This is a genomic window from Stenotrophomonas sp. 59 (genome assembly GCF_030291095.1).
GTDB lineage: Bacteria > Pseudomonadota > Gammaproteobacteria > Xanthomonadales > Xanthomonadaceae > Stenotrophomonas > Stenotrophomonas maltophilia_Q.
On record NZ_CP127408.1, the window covers coordinates 3,746,139 to 3,761,467 of the forward strand.

The window sequence follows — 15,329 nt, forward strand, 5'->3', positions numbered from 1 at the left end:
AAAGCCCGCCACATTGACTTAACTTTCCAGAGCCAGCGAACAATGGACCGGATCGATCGCTTCCGCATCTTCACCCGGGTGGTGGAGTGCGCCAGCTTCACCCGCGCCGCCGACCAGCTCGGCCTGCCCCGCTCCACCGTCTCGGCAGCCATTGCTGAGCTGGAGCAGCGGCTCGGCACCCGCCTGCTTCAGCGCTCCACCCGTCGCGTCTCCACCACCCACGATGGCGACGTGTTCCATGCGCGCTGCCTGCGCCTGATCGCCGAAGTCGAAGACGCCGAAACCCTGTTCCGCCAGGACGACGCGCAGCCGACGGGCCTGCTGAAGATCGACGTGCCCAGCCGCATCGGCCGCCGCATCATCGCCCCTTCCCTTCCGGATTTCTTCGCGCGCCATCCGCAGGTGGAAGTGGATCTGGGAATGACCGACCGCGCGGTGAACCTGATCGAAGACGGTTGCGATGCGGTGCTGCGGGTCGGCCAGCTGGGCGATTCCAGCCTGGTGGCGCGCACGCTGGGCCAGCTCGACTTCGTCAACGTCGCCGCGCCGGCGTACCTGCGTGAACACGGCATGCCGCAGCAGCCTGCCGACCTGCAGCAGCACCGTGCAGTGAACTACGCCTCGCCGACCACTGCCCGGGTGGAACCGTGGGAGTGGCAGGAGGGCGCGCAGCTGCGCACATTGCCGATGTCCGGCTGGGTGCGGGTGAACAGTGCAGAAGCGTCGATCGCGTGCTGCGTGGCCGGGCTGGGGTTGTTGCAGATTCCGCGTTACGACGTGCAGGCGGAACTGCAATCCGGCGAACTGGTGGAAGTGATGCCGCAGTACGTGGCGCAGCCGTTACCGGTGACCCTGCTGCAGCCGCATCGGCAGCACCGCGCGCAACGCGTGCAGGTGTTCATCGAGTGGTTGTTGCCGGTGCTGCGGGCGGGGCTGCAATTGCAGTAGATCCACGCCATGCGTGGATGGATGCATCCGTGCCAACCAAGGTTGGCACCCACCACATCATGGATGGGGTCAGATCCCTTTCCCTCCGGGAAAGGGATCTGACCCCGGTCGTGACCCCGGTCGGGCGTTACGCCCCGGATTCGTCCGGCTTGACCCGGAACCACGCCGCGTAGAGCGCCGGCAGGAACACCAGGGTCAGCACGGTGCCCACGATCAGGCCGCCCATGATCGAGATCGCCATCGAGCCGTAGAACGCGCTGCGCGACAGCGGAATCATCGCCAGCACGGCGGCAAGCGCGGTCAGCACGATCGGGCGGAAGCGGCGCACGGTAGCATCGATGATCGAATGCCAGCGGTCATGCCCGGCATCGATGTCCTGCTGGATCTGGTCGATCAGGATCACCGAGTTGCGCATGATCATGCCGGCCAGTGCGATCGTGCCCAGCAGTGCAACGAAGCCGAACGGCGCACGGAACAGCAGCAGGAACAGGGTCGCACCGATGATGCCCAGCGGCGCGGTCACCAGCACCATCGCCGCGCGCGAGAAGCTGCGCAGCTGCAGCATCAGCAGCGTCGCCACCACCACCAGGAACAGCGGCATGCCGGCCTTGATCGAGTTCTGGCCGCGGGCCGAGTCCTCCACCGTACCGCCGGTTTCCAGCAGGTAGCCGCTGGGCAGTTCGGCGCGGATGCCATCCAGCGTCGGCAGGATCTGGTGCACCACGTCCAGTGGCTGCATGCCATCGCTGATGTCGGCGCGCACGGTCACCGTCGGCAGGCGGTTGCGATGCCAGATGATGCCGTCCTCGAAGCCGTACTCCATCGTCGCCACCTGCGACAGCGTGATGCTGCCGCCGTTTGCAGTCGGCATCGACAGGCTCGACAGCAGCTCCAGCCGGTTGCGCTCATCGGCCGGGCCACGCAGCAGCATCTCGATCTGGCGGTTGCCTTCGCGGTACACGCTCACCGACTGCCCGGCCAGCGAACTGGACAGGAACTGGCTGACCTGGGCACTGCTCACGCCCAGTGCGCGGGCACGCTCCTGGTCGATCACCAGGCGCACCACCTTGCTCGGCTCACTCCAGTCCAGGTTGACGTTCATCACGTGCGGGTTCTCACGCACCTTGGCCTCGACCTGGCGTGCGATCGCCTGCACCTTCTCGATGTGCTCGCCGGAAATGCGCATCTGCACCGGATAACCGACCGGCGGGCCGTTCTCCAGGCGGGTCACGCGCATCTGCACATCCGGGAACTTCGGGATCACCTCGTGCAGCAGCCAGTCGCGGGTGCTTTCGCGCGACTTGATGTCCTTGGCCAGCACCACGAACTGGGCGAAGTTGGTGGCCGGCAGCTGCTGGTCCAGTGGCAGGTAGAAGCGCGGCGAACCGGTGCCAACGTAGGACACATAGTTGGCGATGCCCTCGCGGCTGGACAGCAGCTTCTCCAGCTTCTCGGCCTGGGCCTGGGTCGAGCGCAGCGAGGCGCCCTCGGCCAGCTCGATGTCCACCATCAGCTCCGGCCGGGTCGAATCCGGGAAGAACTGCTGCGGCACGAAGCGGAACAGCATCAGCGAACCGATGAACAACGCGATGGTCGCGGCGATCACCCACCAGCGCCGGCGCAGGCAGGTATCCAGGAAGCGACGGAAGCTTCGATAGAACGGGCGCTGGTACGGATCATGGTCATGCCCGTGCTGCGGCGGCGCGATCAGGTTGGCCAGCGCCGGGTAGCGGTCGGCCCACTGCTGGCGCTTGGCATGCCAGCGCGCGGACAGGCTGCCCGGCTTCGGCGGCTGCGGGTTGAACAGGTCCGGCAGCATCTTGTCGCCCAGGTACGGGATGAACAGCACCGCCGCGATCCACGACACTACCAGCGCGATGGTCACCACCTGGAACAGCGAGCGGGTGTACTCACCGGTGCTCGAGGCGGCCGTAGCGATCGGCAGGAAGCCGGCCGCGGTGATCAGGGTACCGGTCAGCATCGGGAACGCGGTCGACTCCCAGGCGAAGCTGGCCGCGCGCAGGCGGTCGTAGCCCTGCTCCATCTTGGTGGCCATCATCTCCACCGCGATGATCGCGTCGTCCACCAGCAGGCCCAGCGCCAGCACCAGCGCGCCCAACGAGATCTTGTGCAGGCCGATGTCGAAGTAGTGCATGACGAAGAAGGTCATCGCCAGCACCAGCGGGATGGTCACGCCCACCACCAGGCCGGTGCGCAGGCCCAGCGAGAAGAAGCTGACCAGCAGCACGATCACCACTGCCTCGGTCAGCACCTGCACGAACTCGCCGACCGACTCCTCCACCGACTGCGGCTGATCGGACACCTTGCGCAGCTGCATGCCCGCCGGCAGGGTCTTCTGCAGGCGCTCGAACTCGGCATCCAGGTTGGCGCCGAGCTTGAGGATGTCACCGCCATCCTTCATCGCCACCGCCAGGCCGATTGCCTCTTCGCCCATGAAGCGCATCTTCGGCGACGCCGGATCGGCGAAGCCGCGCTTGACCTCGGCGATGTCACCCAGGTGCACGGTGCGCTCTCCGGCGCGGATCGGGAACTGGCGGATCGCTTCGATATCATTGAACTGGCCGGTCACGCGCAGCTGCACGCGATCGGTGGCGGTCTCGAAGAAGCTCGTGCCGGTCACCGCATTCTGGTCGGCCAGTGCCTGCTGCACCTGCTGCATCGACACGCCCAGCGTCGCCAGGCGGGTGTTGGACAGCTCGATCCACACCTTCTCGTCCTGCAGGCCGACCAGATCGATCTTGCCGACATCGGGCACGCGTTGCAGTTCCAGCTGGATGCGGTCGGCGTAGTCACGCATCACCGCATAGTCGAAGCCTTTGCCGGTCAGCGCGTAGATGTTGCCGTAGGTGTCGCCGAACTCGTCGTTGAAGAACGGGCCGACGATCTCGCGCGGCAGGGTCGCCCGGATGTCGCCCACGCGCTTGCGCACCTGGTACCACAGATCCGGAATCTGCTTGGAACGCAGGCTGTCACGGGCCATGAAGATCACCTGCGATTCGCCCGGGCGCGAGTACGAGCGGATGAACTCGTACTCGCCGGTGTTCATCAGCGCCTTCTCGATCGGCTCGGTCACCTGCCGCGAGACCTGCTCGGCGGTTGCGCCCGGCCACAGCGTGCGCACCACCATCGCCTTGAAGGTGAACGGCGGGTCTTCGGACTGGCCCAGATGCTTGTACGACCATGCGCCGATCAGGGCGAAGGCGAGCATCGCAAACAGCACCAGCGGGCGATTGGCCAGCGCCCACTCGGAAAGATTGAAGCGGCGCACCGGCTTACTCCTTGGCCTTGGCGGCAGCGGGCGGCGTGGCCGGCTTCAGCACCGGGCGGTTCTGCCGGTCCACCGCGATCACCGGCTGGCCGGCGCGCAGCAGATGGCCACCTGCGGCAACCACCCAGTCCCCGGCACCGACCCCGGACAGCACCGGCACCGATTCGCTGCCATAGGCTCCGGTGGTGACCGACGCGGCCTTCAGCGTGCTGTTGGCCGGATCGACCACCCACACGCTGGCGGCACCGTTGGCACCGCGCTGCAGCGCGCCCAGCGGCAGCTGCAGGGTGCCGTGGCGGCCGGCACTGCTGTAGACGCGTGCGCTCTGGCCCAGTTCGACATCGGCCAGCGCATCGGCGGCCAGGCTGACGCGGGTGGCATAGGTGCGTGCCTGCGGATCGGCGGCGGCAGCGATCTCGCGGATCGTGCCCGGCAGGCGCTGGCCCGGGCGGTTCCACAGTTCCACCTCGACCGGCTGGCCGACCGCGTAGTCGCGGATGGTGGCTTCGGGCAGATCGATCAGCACTTCGCGGCCACCATCGGCGGCCAGATTGAAGATGGTCTGCCCGGCGGACACCACCTGCCCGGCTTCGGCTTCGCGGCTGGCGATCACGCCATCGGCCGGTGCGCGCAGCTGTGCGTAGTCGGCCTGGTTGCGCAGCACATCGAGGTTGGCGCGGGCGGCATTGGCCTGGCCCTGAGCAGCCTTGAACGCCGCGGACTGCTGGTCCAGCTGCGAGCGGCTGACCAGTTGCTGGTCGGCCAGCACCTGGTAGCGCTTGAGATCGTCACGGGCACGCACCAGATCGGCTTCCGCCGCCGCCAGCTGGGCCTGCGAGGCACGCGCCTGCAGCGCGAAGTCGGCCACGTCCAGTTCGGCCAGCACGTCGCCCTTCTTCACCCGCTGGCCGGCATCGACATGGCGCTTGACCAGGTTGCCGCCGACGCGGAACGACAGCGGGCTTTCCTGGCGGGCACGCACCGTGCCCGGGAACGCCGCCGGCGCCTGTCCGGCCTGTTCGCCGGGGTGAACCACCAGTACCGGCACGGCCGCCTGCGGCGCCTGTTCCTGTCCCGAACAGGCTGCCAGCGCAGCCACCCACACCATACCGCCCATCCAGCGCACGATCTTCATCGGTCAACGTCCTGAAAACGCAGGGTTGCAACAAGGGGGAGCCGCGACTGCCGGCCCAATTTAATAAACCGGCCGGTATAGTATAAATATCGAACCGCTTGGTCTAGTATTGTTGCGATGAGTTCTTCCACTTCCCGCAAGCCGTCGGCCAAGCCTGCTGCCAAGGCCGCCGGACCCGGGCGCCCCAAGGATCTGGGCAAGCGCGCGGCGATCCTTGAAGCAGCCAAGGTACTGTTCATCGAACAGGGCTATACCGGCGTGAGCATGGACGCCATTGCCGCCCAGGCCGGCGTCTCGAAGCTGACCGTGTACAGCCACTTCGGCGACAAGGAAACCCTGTTTTCCGAGGCCGTGCAGTCAAAGTGCATTGAAATGCTGCCCGATGCCCTGTTCGTGGCCGACGCGGACGGCCCGCTGCGCGACCAGCTGATCGGCATCGGCCTGGCCTTCTTCGAGCTGATCACCTCCGATGCGGCGATCTCGATCCAGCGCATGATGATGGCGCCGGAGACCGATGAACGCCTGCGCGAGCTGTTCTGGCAGGCCGGCCCGGAACGCACCTGCGAGGCCCTGGCCGACTTCCTGCGCGCCCGCGGCGAACGCGGTGAGCTGGCGATCCCCGACTACTACCTGGCCGGCCAGCAGTTCCTGACCCTGGTGAAGGGCGAAGTGCACATGCATATGATGTGCGGCATGCCACTGTCACCGGTGGAGTGCGACCCTCTTGCCCATGTGACCGCCAGCATCGACTTCTTCCTGCGCGCCTATGCGCCGCGAGGGGCCGGGACGGCTGAATAACCAAAACTGAACGAACCGGAGGTCGCGATGACTTCCGGCACTGCGACCCCGGCCACCCGGCAGCTGATGCTCTGGGCGCGCCGCCGGCCTCCGGCACCGGTAAAATGGCCGGCCCACTGCGCTGGATTTGAACCTCATGACGATTGATTACGCCCACGCCCGCGAACTGATGGTGGAACAGCAGATCCGTCCCTGGGACGTGCTGGACATCAAGGTGCTCGACGTCCTGGCCCGCCTGCCGCGCGAGGCCTTTGTCGCCGATGCACACCGGGCTCTGGCCTACGCCGATGTCGAACTGCCGATCGGCCATGGCCAGAAGATGATGAAGCCGGTCATCGAGGGCCGTACCCTGCAGGCACTGGATCTGCAGCCGGGTGACGAAGTGCTGGAAATCGGCACCGGCAGCGGCTTCCTGTCGGCCTGCATCGGTGCGCTTGCGCGCGATGTGCTGAGCCTGGAGATCGACCCGGAACTGGCCGCCGCCGCGCGTGCCCGCCTGGACGCTTCCGGCCTGGGCACCAACGTCCGCGTGGAAGTGGCCGATGCCCTGTCCTGGCAGACCGAACGCCGCTTTGACGTGATCTGTGTCACTGGTGCGGTCGACGTGGTGCCGTCACAGTTCGCCTCGTGGCTGCGTCCGGGTGGTCGCCTGTTCGTGATCCACGGCCGCTCGCCGGCGATGGAGGCCCTGCTGGTCAAGGCCGACGGCAGCACCGAGTCCCTGTTCGAGACCGATATCGATTACCTGCGTGGTGCCGCCCCGGCCCCCCAGTTCCACCTCTGAGTCCAAGGAAGCCGCAATGATCCGCCGATCCCTCGCTGTTGCGCTGGCCACTGCCCTGCTGCCGTTGTCCGCCCATGCCGCCGACCTGCTGCAGGTCTACGAGATGGCGCGCAACGGCGATCCGCAGCTGTCCGCTGCCGAATCGACCCGGCTGGTCGACAAGGAAGGCGCCGTGCAGGCGCGCGCCGCTCTGCTGCCGCAGATCGACGGTACTGCCACGCTGAACCGCTCGCGCAGCGAAGCTGACCATGATGCCAACTCCGGCACGATCACCAGCAAGCGCCGCAACTACACGATCAATGGCAGCCAGACGCTGTTCAACTGGACCCAGATCAACAACCTGCGTTCGCAGCGTGAACTGAGCAAGGCGGCGGACTTCACCCTTGATTCGGCCAACGATAGCCTGATCGTGCGTACCTCGGCGGCCTACTTCAACGTGCTGGTGGCGATCGAATCGCTGAACGCCGCACAGACCAATGAAGCGGCCGCGAAGAAGCAGTTCGACTTCGCCGACAAGCGCCTGGAAGTGGGCCTGGCGCCGATCACCGACGTGCACGAAGCGCGCGCCCAGTACGACCAGGCGCGTGCCAACACCATCGTTGCGCAGAACACCCTGGCCGATAACTACCAGGCCCTGACCGAACTGACCGGCCAGCCGGTGGTCAACCTGCGTGGCCTGCCGGCGGACTTCCGCCCGGAAGTGCCGGCCAACCGCGGCAACATCGACGAGCTGGTGCACCAGGCCACCACCCAGAATCCGGCGCTGAAGGCGCAGGAGCTGAAGGTCAGTGCCGCCGAAGCCGGTGTGCAGGCGGCCCGTGGCGGCCACTACCCGACCCTGTCACTGGGCGGCAGCTGGGGCAAGAGCGCGACCTGGGGTGACAGCACCGGTGCCGGCTCGCTGTCGCCGGATGCACGCACCAACAGCATCGGCCTGACCCTGAGCGTGCCGATCTTCTCCGGCGGCGCCACCCAGTCCGGCGTGCGCCAGGCACTGGCCCAGCGTGACATCGCCCAGGACGGCTACGAGCAGCAGAAGCGTGCCTTGGACCGCAACACCCGCAATGCCTACCAGACCCTGGTGCAGGGCATCAGCGAAGTGGAAGCCCGCCGCCTGGCGGTGGTCTCGGCGCAGAGCGCGTACGACGCGTCGCAGGTCGGCCTGGAAGTCGGTACCCGTACCGTGCTGGACGTGATCCAGAACCAGCGCATCCTGTTCTCGGCGCAGCTGGATTACGCCAATGCGCGCTATACGTTCCTGCAGAACCGCCTGCTGCTGAGCCAGTCGCTGGGCGCACTGGACGTAGCCGAGCTGCAGGACGTCAACCGCCTGCTGACCCAGGACGCAGGCAACCCGGCAACGACCACGCACTGAGTCGTCAGCCTGCCGGTCACGAAGAAGCCACCCGCGAGGGTGGCTTTTTTGTTGGTCGCGCGTACGGAAGCATGCATCCAGCGACCGTCAGCCGGGCCAGACCCGCATCCGTTCGACTGCGGCCAGCAGACACAGTGCGATGGCGACGGGCGCCAGCACCGGCAGGGCACGTGACCGCGGTGCCCGTCCACGCAGCACAGCCAGGCACACGGCCCCCATCACCAACAGGGTTGCCGGGCCAGGCAATACCGGCAGGCTGCCCATTGGCGCCCACAACGCCAGCAATGCCGCCGACAGGACGACGGCGACCGGCACCAGCCTCTCCCGGAATTCCAGGGATTCGCCACCTGCCGTCGGCCACAGCTGTATCGCCAGCCGCGCAGCCAACATCAGCAGCACCAGAACGAGCGCCCCCAACCCGGCCACTCCTGCCAACGGCAGCAAGGGCATCATCCAGTACAGCTGCGGGTGATGCTGCAGGGCCACCGACAAAGGCCGCGTGCTGGCCAAGGACGGAAATTCGACCAGGCCAGCCTGCAACGCGGCCAGTACGATCAGCAGCACCATGGCCAGCAGCACGCACGCCAGCAGCAGCCGCGGCCGTGCCCTCGCCTGCCTGCCAATGCCAGGGAATCCCAGCGCCAGGCCAACGGTGGCGAACACACCGGACAGCGGCACGCTCGCCGCCAGTACACCGCCGATCCCGAAGCGATAGGGTGCCGTTGCCGGCGGCAGCCATGGAATCCAGTACGCGTAGTGCACATGGCGGGCTGCCAGCACCAGCAACAGCAGGCCGACGCCGATCTTCACCGTCAGCAGCACGCAGGCAACCAGCACCACACGGTGTGGCCGCAGCAATCCGACCACTGCAAGCAGCAGCAGGCTGGCAGCAGCCATCAGTTGATCCGGCATCCCGTTGCTTGTCTCGATTCCACAACCAGCCAGCAGCGCATGCAGATGGCTGGCGATGGATTGCGCCACGCCAGCGGCAGTCACCACCAGTTCCAGCAGCAGCGCGCCACCGAGCAGAACGGCCGGCACGCTTCCCAAGCGGTCCCGCAACACGCCGTTCAGGCCGTCGGCAGCGGGCCATTGCTGGTTCAGGACGTGCAGGCAGTACAGCAGCGGACCCGTGCCCAGCGCGGCCAGCAGCAGGCTCAGGACGATGGCCGGGCCGGCCTGGGCTGCGGTGTGCTGGCCGACCAGCGCGACCACGCTGCCTCCCAGCAGCAAGGTCAGTGCCACCACTACAAGGCGATCGCCGTACCCGGGCTCATCAATGCCGTCGGGGCTGCTGTCGCTGTCCATCGCAAGTTCCCTTGATATCCGCCCAAGCGCGGTCGACAGCAGACTGACAGCCTGTGCCGGGAGGCGGTATCGGAATACGCGCCCTGCGCACCGCGATGTGACGGCAGGCACGTTGGCAAGGAAGCTCCCGGTCCCGCTACGACAGGTTCGCGGTCGCTAAGCAGAATTGACGCGGTCTTTCACGACAGTCGCGTCGCGCGCGCCGGCCCTTAGAACTCAGCGGCAAGGTGGCGGCAGGTGCGGTCCGACCAGCGCCAGCGTACGCTGCAGGGCACCGCGTCCATTGCTGATCAGCGTGCAGCCTGCCCGCGCCATGTCCTCGCGTGCCTGCGGGTCTTCAAGCAGGTGCTGCAGCAGTTCGCCGACCGCCTGCACGTCTTCGCCGATCAACAGCGCGCCGGCCTCGCGCATGCGCCGGGAAATTTCCGAGAAGTTGTGCAGGTGCGGGCCTGTCACCGCAGCGGTGCCCATCGCCGCCGGCTCCAGCAGGTTGTGGCCACCGATCGGCTGCAGGCTTCCCCCGACAAACGCCACCTGCGCGCAGGCATAGAACGGCATCAGCTCGCCCAGGGTATCGATGACGAACACATCGGTTTCAACCTCCGGCCACTGCTTCGCGCGCCGGGTTGCCACGTTCCAGCCCTGCTCCCGCGCCAGTGCCTCCACCTTCGGGAAGCGCTCGGGATGCCGCGGCGCCCACAGCAGCAACAGGTCGGGGTGCTGCTGGCGCAGGCGCCGGTGCAGATCGATCACTGCCTGTTCTTCACCATCGTGGGTACTGGCGGCGATCCACACCGGCCGCCGGGCCGGCACGCAGGCATGGAACTGCTCGACGAAGCGCTGCACGTCCGGCGTGGTGATGTCGAACTTCAGGTTGCCCAGCGCCTGCACCTGCTCCGGCGCAGCGCCCAGCTGCACGAAACGCTCGGCATCGTCCTGCGACTGCGCGGCCACGCAGGTGACCGTGCGCAGCGCGCGGCGTATCAACGCCGCCAGCAGCCGGTAGCCCCGCAGCGAACGTGCCGACAGGCGCGCGTTGAGGATGTAGACCGGAATGCTACGGTCACGGCAACCGAACAGCATGTTCGGCCACAGTTCGGTTTCCAGGATCAGCGCCAGGCTGGGCTGGAAGTGGCCGAGGAAGCGGTTGACGCTGCCGGGCACGTCATACGGCAGGTAGACGTGGTCCAGGGCATCGCCCCACAGCGCACGCACGCGCTCGGAGCCGGTCGGGGTGATGGTGGTGATGACCCAGCGGATGTCCGGGCGCTCCTTGCGCAGCGCGTTTACCAGCGGCGCAGCGGCATTGACTTCGCCCACCGAGACCGCGTGCAGCCAGACCCGCGGTTGGCCGGTGGGTTGCGGATAGGAGGCATAGCGCTCGTCCCAGCGCCGGAAGTATTCACGGACCCGGAAGCCGCGCCAGACCAGGTGGTACACGGTGATCGGCAGCAGGATGTAGAGCACGACCGAGTACAGGCCGCGCAGGATCCATTCGACAGGGTCTTTACGCATGCGGCAAGGATACGGGAGCCCCCCGGGAAAGACACGCGGCCGCCTTGGTAGAATGGGCCAATGTCCGATGCCACCACCGCCGTCCGCCCGTCGCTGCGCGATCCCCGCAACTGGCCGATGTTCGCCGCCATGCTGGGCGCCTTCGCCATCGCCCGCCTGCCGTGGATGCTGCAGCGTGCGCTGGGCCGGGGCGTCGGCTGGATCACCTGGCGCCTGCTCGGCAGCCGTCGCCGCGCCGCCGAGGTCAACCTGCAGCTGTGCTTCCCCGAGAAGGACGAGGCCTGGCGCCAGCGCCTGGTGCGCGACAGCTTCGATGCCCTGGGCGTGGGCGTGTTCGAGTGCATCCGCGCCTGGTGGGGCAGCATCGACAGCATCCGCCCGCAGGTGCAGATCGAAGGACTGGAACATCTGCGGCAGATGCAGGCGGAAGGTCGTGGCGTGCTGCTGGTGTCCGGCCACTTCATGACACTGGAAATGTGCGGGCGCCTGCTGTGCGACTACGTTGATCTTTCGGGCATGTACCGCAAGCACAAGAACCCGGTGTATGAGTGGGCGGTGAAGTTCGGCCGCCTGCGCTATGCCAAGGCAATGTTCGCCAATGAGGACATCCGCGCTACCGTGCGCCACCTGAAGAAGGGGGGCTTCCTCTGGTATGCGCCGGACCAGGACATGCGCGGCAAGGACACCGTGTTCGTACCGTTCTTCGGCCATACCGCCTCGACCATCACCGCTACCCACCAGCTGGCGCGGATGACCGGCTGCGCGGTGATCCCGTATTTCCATCGCCGCGAAGGCGGGAAGTACTTCCTGAAGATCGGCGCGCCGCTGGAGAATTTCCCCAGCGAGGACGTGGAAGCCGATACCACGCGGGTCAACCAGGCCATCGAAGAGATGGTGCGCGAGGCGCCCGACCAGTACCTCTGGATCCATCGCCGATTCAAGCGGCAGCCGGGTGGCCGGAGCGATTTCTACAAGTAACGCGGGGGCGGGTTGGCTCTATCCACGCATGGCGTGGATCTACCGGCGCGGATGGATTCATCCACGCATGGCGTGGATCTACCGGGCGTTCTGAAGTAGATCCACGCCATGCGTGGATGCGCTTCGATCCCGAGCCAGAATTCACAACGGCCAACGGCACCATGCATGCGGGTACTCACCCAACGTGCTGGCCAGGCCGCTCCGGACCGGGTTGGCCATGATGTACATCGCCTTCTCGTGAAGTGATTCGTCGGTCCGCACTGCATGGTCGTGATAGCCGTGCTGCCACAGCGCGCCGCGTCGGCCCAGATACTGGTTCAACACGCGGCCGCTGCGGGATTTGAGCAGGGACATGCACTCGGCCAAGGTTCCACTGCGCAGTTCCATCAACCAGTGCAGGTGGTCGGGCATCACCACCCATGCCAGGCTGTGGCTGGAACCGCTGCGTTCGACGAAGCGCAGCGCATCTACCAGGATCGCCACACGGGCGGCATCGGCGAAGAACGGTTCCCGGCCAAGGGTTGCCGTGGTCAGGAGGTACACGCTCCCCGGGTTGGAGTAGCGACCGTAGCGGAGTCTGGGGCTGGCCATGGCCCCAGCGTGCGATACGCAGGGAAGCACCGGTAGCGGAGGTTGGCGCGTGCTTGCGTCGGGAAAGCCCCATCCACGCATGGCGTGGATCTACCAGGGTTGCGTTTGTCCGGTGACCGCCCATCAGTGTTCGTCCGGCGATTGCAGTAGATCCACGCCATGCGTGGATGCGCCGTTATTTCGGCGCCAGTGATTCATCCGCGTCCCGCGCCAGCAGGCTGCCGGCGAACAGCGCGGCCAGCAATACGGTCAGGCCACCCCAGAAGGCCGAATAGAACGCCAGATGGGTGTTCAGCGGGAACACGGTCACCGCCAGCGCCAGCATCGCCGGACGCGCGCGTTCGCGGGCAATTGCCGGCGCGTAGCGCCATGCACGCCAGGCCTGGGCCACGGCCGCCAGCCACAGCAACAGGCCAATCACTCCGGTCTCTGCGAGGATTTCCAGCACGATCTGGTGGGCGTGCAGCGCCGGGGCATTGCCCCACACCGCCGGCCCTTCCTCCGCCACGCAGGCGGGATAGGCATCGCGGAAACCACGTGCACCCACGCCATTGATCGGGTGCGCTTCAATCATGCAGGCGGCAGCTTCCCAGATCCGCGCGCGCCCTGACAGGGCCTCGTCGACACCACGCTCGCCCCCATCCAGCGCCATGGCCGTACGCGCGAAGCGCTCGCGCAGCTGCGGCACGCTGGCGGTCAGAGCGCCCGCGCCGAGCACCGCCACCAGCGCCAGCGCGGCCAGCCGTTTCCAGCCGAACTGGCGCACGCCGCTGTAGGCCAGCACCAGCGCGAAGGTGATCCACGAGGCGCGCGAACCGGCCAGCAGCAGCACGCTGCCCAGCGCTGCCGCAGCCAGCAGCCAGCCCGCATTGCCAAAGCGCCGCGCGACAGGCAGCAGCAGGAACGGCGACAGGCTGGCCAGCACCTGGCCGAACTTCAGGTTGCAGGGTCCCAGTGCGCCGCTGAGGCGGTCGGCCAGGGCGGCCTCATCGGCCGGGCACAGCGCGTGGCCACTGACCGCCAGCTTCAGCTGTTCCAGTGACCAGAACCATGGGCTGGTACCGGCCACGGCCTGCACCAGCGCATCCAGCGTCCATGCGCCGGTGATCAGCGCCAGACCTGCGAAGGTCAGCCGCCGCCGCTCCGGCGTGGCCACCGCGATCGCCACCAGCCACATGAAGGGCAGATAGCGCAGGCCCGCTGCAGCTTTGGTCCACGAGGCCGCAGGGTCGATCGCATCGAATGCGGAAAATGCCTGCGGCAGCCAATAGCCGAGGAACAGGATCGAAGTCAGTGCCCAGGCCGCCGTGCTCAACAGATGCGGGCGGCGCTGCAGGCGGCGCATCACCATGCGCGCCGCAGCGTACAGCGCACCCAGGCCCAACACGGTTTCGGCGATGCCCGGCAACGGCCACATCGCCACGTACGCCAGCACCCACCAGGGCGCCCAGCGCCCGGCGCGGTCGTCGCGCACGATGACGGCAGGGTCAGCCGGCGAGGTCGGCATAGAGGCGGAGGGTATCGCGCTGCATGGCCTGCAGGGTAAACGGGATGCGGGTCGGCAAGGACGGGGGCTGGGCCAGCAGGGCCAGCGCACGTTCACCCAATGCGCGCGCATCGCCGAGCGGCACGGCACCTGCGGGTTGCAGCTGCCGAAGCAGTTCACCGACGCCACCATGGTCCCAGCCCAGCACCGGTCGGCCCACCGACAGCGCCTCGACCACGGTGCGGCCGAACGCTTCGGGCTTGTCCGACAGCTGCAGCACCAGGTCGCTGGCCGCGTAGGCCTGAGCGATGCGCGCGGTCGGTGTGCTGATGTGCACGGCCTCGGCCACGCCGAGCGCGGCCGCCTGCCGGCGCAGATCGGCCACGTAGGCTTCACGGCCGGGTTCATCGGTGCCCAGCATCCACAGCTGCGCCAGCACACCGGCGGCGCGCACATCGGCAAGCAACTGCAGCGCATGTGCGTGGCCCTTCAGACGGGTGCCCCGCCCCGGCAACAGCAGCAATGGGCCTTCAACCTGCGCCAGCCACGGGTAATCGGCTGCTAGCGCCATCCGCGGACGGCGATCGGCACGCGCCACGCGCGGGAACTGGGCCACATCAACGCCGCGCGGAATCACCTGCAGCGCCTGTTCGGGCACGGTCGGGTAGTGCCGCTGCACGTAATCGCGCACGGTGTTGGATACGCAGATCACGCGCTCGCCGCTGGTCATCACTGCGCTGTAGCGGCTGGGCGAATTCAGCCCGTGCACGGTGGTCACCCAGTGCGGGCGCTGCGCGGCAGGCAGGGCGCGGATCGCGTACAGGCCCAGCCATGCCGGCAGGCGCGAGCGCGCATGCACGATGTCCGCGCCAACCTCGGCGAACAAGCGGCGCAGGGTCGGCAGATGGCGCAGGGTCAGCAGCGACTTGCGGCCGATGTCCAGGGTGAGGTGCTCGGCACCGCTATCGAGCAGCGGCTGCACCAGGCGGCCACCGGCGGAAACCACCAGCGCCCGATGGCCGGCGGCGACCAGGGCCGCAGCGATTTCCAGGGTCGAGCGCTCGACACCACCGGAGTGCAGCGCCGGCAGCAACTGCACCACGGTCAATCGGCGCATCGAGG

At 67.4% G+C, this 15,329-nt stretch carries 12 protein-coding genes; 5 read left to right on the plus strand and 7 right to left on the minus strand.

What is annotated here, in order from left to right; genetic code table 11:
• The first annotated feature begins 42 nt into the window (after positions 1-42).
• A complete protein-coding gene (locus QP552_RS17265; RefSeq protein WP_286074154.1) occupies positions 43-948 on the plus strand; it encodes a LysR family transcriptional regulator in 906 nt (301 codons plus the stop codon).
• 127 nt (positions 949-1,075) lie between these two features.
• On the opposite strand, the gene QP552_RS17270 is transcribed toward QP552_RS17265, so the two are convergent.
• Positions 1,076-4,237, minus strand: a complete 3,162-nt coding sequence (locus QP552_RS17270; protein ID WP_286074155.1) for an efflux RND transporter permease subunit — start codon at positions 4,235-4,237, stop codon at positions 1,076-1,078.
• 4 nt (positions 4,238-4,241) lie between these two features.
• The gene (locus QP552_RS17275; protein WP_286074156.1) at positions 4,242-5,372 is read right to left on the minus strand and encodes an efflux RND transporter periplasmic adaptor subunit; all 1,131 of its coding nucleotides are present in this window, start codon (positions 5,370-5,372) and stop codon (positions 4,242-4,244) included.
• Positions 5,373-5,489: 117 nt separating this feature from the next.
• Here QP552_RS17275 and QP552_RS17280 point away from each other — a divergent pair, with 117 nt between their 5' ends.
• The 3 genes from QP552_RS17280 to QP552_RS17290 all read left to right on the plus strand — a co-directional run bounded on the left by QP552_RS17280 (position 5,490) and on the right by QP552_RS17290 (position 8,329).
• Positions 5,490-6,170: a TetR/AcrR family transcriptional regulator gene (locus QP552_RS17280; protein WP_106550764.1), complete on the plus strand. Its 681-nt coding sequence runs from the start codon at positions 5,490-5,492 to the stop codon at positions 6,168-6,170.
• 136 nt (positions 6,171-6,306) lie between these two features.
• A complete protein-coding gene (locus tag QP552_RS17285) occupies positions 6,307-6,954 on the plus strand; it encodes a protein-L-isoaspartate O-methyltransferase (protein ID WP_005414414.1) in 648 nt (215 codons plus the stop codon).
• Positions 6,955-6,970: 16 nt separating this feature from the next.
• A complete protein-coding gene (locus QP552_RS17290) occupies positions 6,971-8,329 on the plus strand; it encodes a TolC family outer membrane protein (protein WP_111113855.1) in 1,359 nt (452 codons plus the stop codon).
• An 87-nt stretch (positions 8,330-8,416) separates the two neighbouring features.
• Here the strand turns inward: QP552_RS17290 and QP552_RS17295 are convergent, their stop codons facing one another.
• Both QP552_RS17295 and waaA read right to left on the minus strand, forming a co-directional pair.
• Positions 8,417-9,637 carry an amino acid transporter gene (locus tag QP552_RS17295; protein ID WP_286074157.1) on the minus strand — a complete coding sequence of 407 codons (1,221 nt, stop codon included), beginning with the start codon at positions 9,635-9,637 and terminating at the stop codon, positions 8,417-8,419.
• Between the two features lie 216 nt (positions 9,638-9,853).
• Positions 9,854-11,152 (minus strand): lipid IV(A) 3-deoxy-D-manno-octulosonic acid transferase, encoded by a 1,299-nt coding sequence (gene waaA / locus QP552_RS17300; RefSeq protein ID WP_286074158.1) that lies wholly within the window; start codon positions 11,150-11,152, stop codon positions 9,854-9,856.
• A 60-nt stretch (positions 11,153-11,212) separates the two neighbouring features.
• On the opposite strand from waaA, the gene QP552_RS17305 reads away from it, so the two are divergent.
• Positions 11,213-12,130, plus strand: a complete 918-nt coding sequence (locus QP552_RS17305) for an LpxL/LpxP family Kdo(2)-lipid IV(A) lauroyl/palmitoleoyl acyltransferase (RefSeq protein WP_049429074.1) — start codon at positions 11,213-11,215, stop codon at positions 12,128-12,130.
• 141 nt (positions 12,131-12,271) lie between these two features.
• Here the strand turns inward: QP552_RS17305 and QP552_RS17310 are convergent, their stop codons facing one another.
• From QP552_RS17310 to QP552_RS17320, 3 genes are all read right to left on the minus strand, one after another.
• Positions 12,272-12,721 carry a transposase gene (locus tag QP552_RS17310; RefSeq protein ID WP_111113852.1) on the minus strand — a complete coding sequence of 150 codons (450 nt, stop codon included), beginning with the start codon at positions 12,719-12,721 and terminating at the stop codon, positions 12,272-12,274.
• Positions 12,722-12,896: 175 nt separating this feature from the next.
• Positions 12,897-14,228: an O-antigen ligase family protein gene (locus QP552_RS17315; protein ID WP_111113851.1), complete on the minus strand. Its 1,332-nt coding sequence runs from the start codon at positions 14,226-14,228 to the stop codon at positions 12,897-12,899.
• Positions 14,209-15,324 (minus strand): glycosyltransferase, encoded by a 1,116-nt coding sequence (locus QP552_RS17320; protein WP_286074159.1) that lies wholly within the window; start codon positions 15,322-15,324, stop codon positions 14,209-14,211. Before QP552_RS17320 ends, QP552_RS17315 begins: the two co-directional genes overlap by 20 nt.
• Between the last annotated feature and the right edge of the window lie 5 nt (positions 15,325-15,329).